The sequence below is a fragment of the Kitasatospora sp. NPDC093558 genome, assembly GCF_040683475.1.
Taxonomy (GTDB): Bacteria; Actinomycetota; Actinomycetes; order Streptomycetales; family Streptomycetaceae; genus Kitasatospora.
The window spans coordinates 1-3965 of sequence record NZ_JBFBDY010000570.1 but is presented as its reverse complement, the minus strand read 5'-3'; the positions used below and the strand labels follow the sequence as shown (position 1 = coordinate 3965).

General features: G+C 69.7%; 5 protein-coding genes. All 5 read left to right on the top strand.

From position 1 onward, the window contains the following. A partial coding sequence (locus tag AB0O00_RS31625; protein ID WP_363657616.1) for a laccase domain-containing protein occupies positions 1 to 285 on the top strand: 285 nt, incomplete at its 5' end. Further along, positions 285 to 1073 carry a YggS family pyridoxal phosphate-dependent enzyme gene (locus AB0O00_RS31620; RefSeq protein ID WP_363657614.1) on the top strand — a complete coding sequence of 263 codons (789 nt, stop codon included), beginning with the start codon at positions 285 to 287 and terminating at the stop codon, positions 1071 to 1073. The genes AB0O00_RS31625 and AB0O00_RS31620, both read left to right, overlap by 1 nt. Positions 1074 to 1327: 254 nt before the next feature. Next, complete coding sequence (gene sepF / locus AB0O00_RS31615) at positions 1328 to 1930, top strand: cell division protein SepF (protein ID WP_153460377.1); 603 nt, start codon at positions 1328 to 1330, stop codon at positions 1928 to 1930. Between the two features lie 90 nt (positions 1931 to 2020). Further along, the gene (locus AB0O00_RS31610; RefSeq protein ID WP_329928339.1) at positions 2021 to 2302 is read left to right on the top strand and encodes a YggT family protein; all 282 of its coding nucleotides are present in this window, start codon (positions 2021 to 2023) and stop codon (positions 2300 to 2302) included. 59 nt (positions 2303 to 2361) lie between these two features. Further along, the gene (locus tag AB0O00_RS31605; RefSeq protein ID WP_363657611.1) at positions 2362 to 3750 is read left to right on the top strand and encodes a DivIVA domain-containing protein; all 1389 of its coding nucleotides are present in this window, start codon (positions 2362 to 2364) and stop codon (positions 3748 to 3750) included. Positions 3751 to 3965 lie beyond the last annotated feature (215 nt).

Sequence of the window (3965 nt, the reverse complement as noted above, 5' to 3'; positions counted from 1 at the left end):
GTCGCCGCCACCGGCCCCGCGGTGTGCGGGCGCTGCTACGAGGTGCCCGCCGAACTGCGCGCCGAGGTGGCCGCGGTGGTGCCCGCGGCCTTCGCCGAGACGTCCTGGGGAACACCGGCCCTGGATGTGCCCGAAGGAGTGGTGGCCCAGCTGGCCGCCGCCGGGGTCACCGAGGTGGTGCGATCATCGGTCTGCACCCTCGAATCCGCCGATCACTACTCCTATCGTCGCGAGCAGCGCACGGGCCGGCTCGCGAGCTACGTCTGGTTGGGCTCTGATCACTGATGACGAACGACATCTACGGACCGTTCCCGGGTGGCGCCGAATTCGCGGCGGCGCTGACGGAGGGCCAGCGGGCCCGGTACGAGGAACTCGGGACCAACCTGGAAGTGGTCGAGCGCCGGATCGCCGACGCCTGCGCGGCGGCCGGACGGGCCCGCGACGAGGTCCGGCTGGTGGTCGTCACCAAGACCTACCCCGCCGAGGACACCGCGCTGCTGGCCGGGCTGGGTGTGACGGACGTCGCGGAGAACCGCGACCAGGACGCCGCCCCCAAGGCGGAGCAGTGCAGAAACCTTCCTCTTGACTGGCACTTCGTCGGACAGCTGCAGACCAACAAGGTCCGCTCGGTCGTGCGGTACGCGAACCACGTGCACTCGGTGGACCGGTTGCGGCTGGTGGAGTCGCTCGCCGCGGCCGTGCTCAAGTCCGAGCGGCCGGAGCTCGGTTGCCTGGTGCAGGTGGCGCTCGACAAGGAGCGCGAGGAGGGCGGGCACCGGGCCGGGGTCGCCCCGGCGGACGTCGCCGAGCTGGCCGATGCCATCGCCGACACGCCCGGACTGCGGCTGGACGGTGTGATGACGGTCGCTCCGCTGGCCGGTCCGCTGGCCGGCGACCCGGCCCGGGCCTTCGATCGACTGGCGGAAATCGCAACCGCCGTACGGGCGGCCCATCCTGCTGCCACCATGGTCTCCGCAGGGATGAGCGGCGACCTTGAGCAGGCGATTGCGGCCGGAGCGACACACGTGCGCGTCGGAACGGCGGTACTCGGAGTGAGGTCACCCCTCAGGTAACGTCACCGAGTAAGTAGATCAGACTGCAGGACAAAATAGGACAGAAACTAGCAGCTTTCAGCGCGCTAGTGAACCGTGGATCGCAGCTCCGCGGCCCCCGCCACTAATTCACGAAATCTGACCATCCGTCGATCTGATTCGATCCGAATCGATCTGAGTCGATCTGACGGGCTGTCGCGGGCGGACCGTCGCGGAATCCGCAGGCAGGGCGACTGGCCCTGGCCGCCGAACCACCGAGCGGAGGAGACAGGAGCATGGCCGGCGCGATGCGCAAGATGGCGGTCTACCTCGGCCTCGTGGAGGACGAGACGTACGACGGCCAGGGGTACGACCCCGACGACGACTACGACGCGGACCCCGAGCCGATTCGAACGGGGGCGCGGACGGAGGACATTCCCCGGCCGGCCGCGGCGCCCGCCCCGGTCTCCTCGATCACCCCGCAGCCGGTGCCGGCCGCGGTCCCGATCCGGCAGGAGACCCCGAGGATGGCCCCAGTGTCGTCCATCACACCCGAACGCCGCCACAACCTGGAGAAGAGCGCCCCGGTGATCATGCCCAAGGTAGTGAACGAACGAGAGCCCTACCGCATCACCACGCTGCACCCTCGGACCTACAACGAGGCCCGTACCATCGGGGAACAGTTCCGCGGCGGCACCCCGGTGATCATGAATCTCACCGAGATGGACGACACTGATGCCAAGCGACTCGTAGACTTCGCCGCTGGACTCGTCTTCGGTCTGCACGGCAGTATCGAGCGCGTGACGCAGAAGGTGTTCCTGCTGTCTCCTGCTAACGTCGATGTCACGGCGGAGGACAAGGCTCGGATCGCCGAGGGTGGGTTCTTCAACCAGAGCTGACCCGGCCACGACTTTACGTGTGGATCTGATCGACAGTGGGTTAGACAGGCGGTGGGCTTCACGGCCCGGGACCGGGGAGAGGGAAGCGGGATGGAGATCGTGTGGGCGGTGGCCTATTACGCCCTGACCGTCTTCCTTGTGTTCCTGCTTGTGCGGCTGGTGATGGACTGGGTCTTCCAGTTCGCGCGTTCGTGGCGGCCCGGCAAGGCCATGGTCCTGGTCCTGGAGGCCACGTACACTGTCACGGATCCGCCGCTCAAGCTTCTTCGGCGGTTCATCCCGCCGTTGCGTCTCGGGGGCGTGGCGCTCGACCTGTCCTTCTTCGTACTGATGATCATTGTGTATGTCCTGATCTCGCTTGTGCGGCCCTAGTCGTAGGTGAGCGATGCGACAGGATGCCGGTGTGCCGACGATCACGTTGAGGTGAAGAGATGCCATTGACCCCCGAGGACGTTCGGAACAAGCAGTTCACGACCGTCCGCCTGCGCGAAGGCTATGACGAGGACGAGGTCGATGCCTTCCTCGACGAGGTCGAGGCGGAGCTGACCCGCCTGCTCCGCGAGAACGAGGACCTGCGCGCCAAGCTGGCCGCCGCGACTCGTGCCGCCGCGCAGAACCAGGCCAACATGCGGAAGGAACCGCCGCAGGACTCCCGTCCCGGCGCGCCCGTTCCGGCCGCCATATCCGGCCCGCCGGTCCCCGGCCAGCAGGGCCCGGGCGGCCCGCAGCAGATGGGCCCCGGTGGTCCCCAGCAGATGGGCCCGGGCGGCCCGCAGCAGATGGGGCCCGGTCCGCAGCAGCAGATGGGCAACCAGCCGCTCGGCCTGCCCTCCGGTGCTCCGCAGCTTCCGGCCGGTCCCGGCGCGCAGCAGATGGGGCCCGGCGGTCCGCAGCAGCAGATGAACCAGACCATGGGCGGCCAGCAGCAGCTGGTCCAGCCGATGGGCGGCCAGATGCTCCAGCCGATGGGCGGCCCCGGTGGTCCGCAGCCGATGGGCAACCCGATGGGCCAGGGCATGGGCCAGCAGGGCATGGGCCAGCAGGGCTTGGGTCAGCAGCAGATGCAGCCGATGGGTGGTCCCATGGGCGGCCCGCAGCAGATGGGGCCCGGCGGCCCGCTCGGTGGCCCGATGCAGCAGCAGGGGCCCGGCGGCGACAGCGCGGCCCGCGTCCTGGCGCTCGCCCAGCAGACCGCCGACCAGGCGATCTCCGAGGCCCGCTCCGAGGCCAACAAGATCGTCGGCGAGGCGCGCAGCCGGGCCGAGGGCCTGGAGCGCGACGCCCGTGCCAAGGCCGACGCCCTGGAGCGGGACGCGCAGGAGAAGCACCGCGTCGCGATGGGGTCGCTGGAGTCCGCGCGGGCGACGCTGGAGCGCAAGGTCGAGGACCTGCGGGCGTTCGAGCGTGAGTACCGCACGCGCCTGAAGTCGTACCTGGAGACCCAGCTCCGTCAGCTGGAGTCGCAGGCCGACGACTCGCTCGCGCCGCCGCGGATCCCCGCCACCGCCTCGTTGCCGCCGGCTTCCTCTTCGATGACTCCGGCTGGGGCGATGTCCTCGGGTGCGCCTTCGTTCGGTGGGAACCAGCCTTCCTTCGGTGGCAGCACGCCGTCCTTCGGCGGGCAGAGCTCCTTCGGCGGGAACCCGCCGGCGCCGAGCTTCGGCGGGCCGTCGGCCGGTGGCAACACCGGGGCGCCGCAGATGCAGCCGGCCGGGATGACCCAGCCGATGGCGGCCGTCCGGCCGCAGCCGCCGCAGCCTATGCAGCAGGCTCCGGCGCCTATGCGGGGCTTTCTGATCGACGAGGACGGCGACAACTGAGGTTGTAGCAGGGCCTTTGGGGGCGTCCCCTTTCTGACCTTTGGGTTGGGGAGGGGGCGCTTTTTTGTGTTGGGGGTGGGTGGGGGCCGCTGCGCGGGGCTTGGGTGTGGGGGTGGGCTTTCGGGTGGGTGGGTGACGCCGGGGGTGGCTGCGGGGGTGGGGGGGCCCCGCGGGGGGCGGTATTAAGAAAGACGGCAAAAATTTTGGGGGGGTGG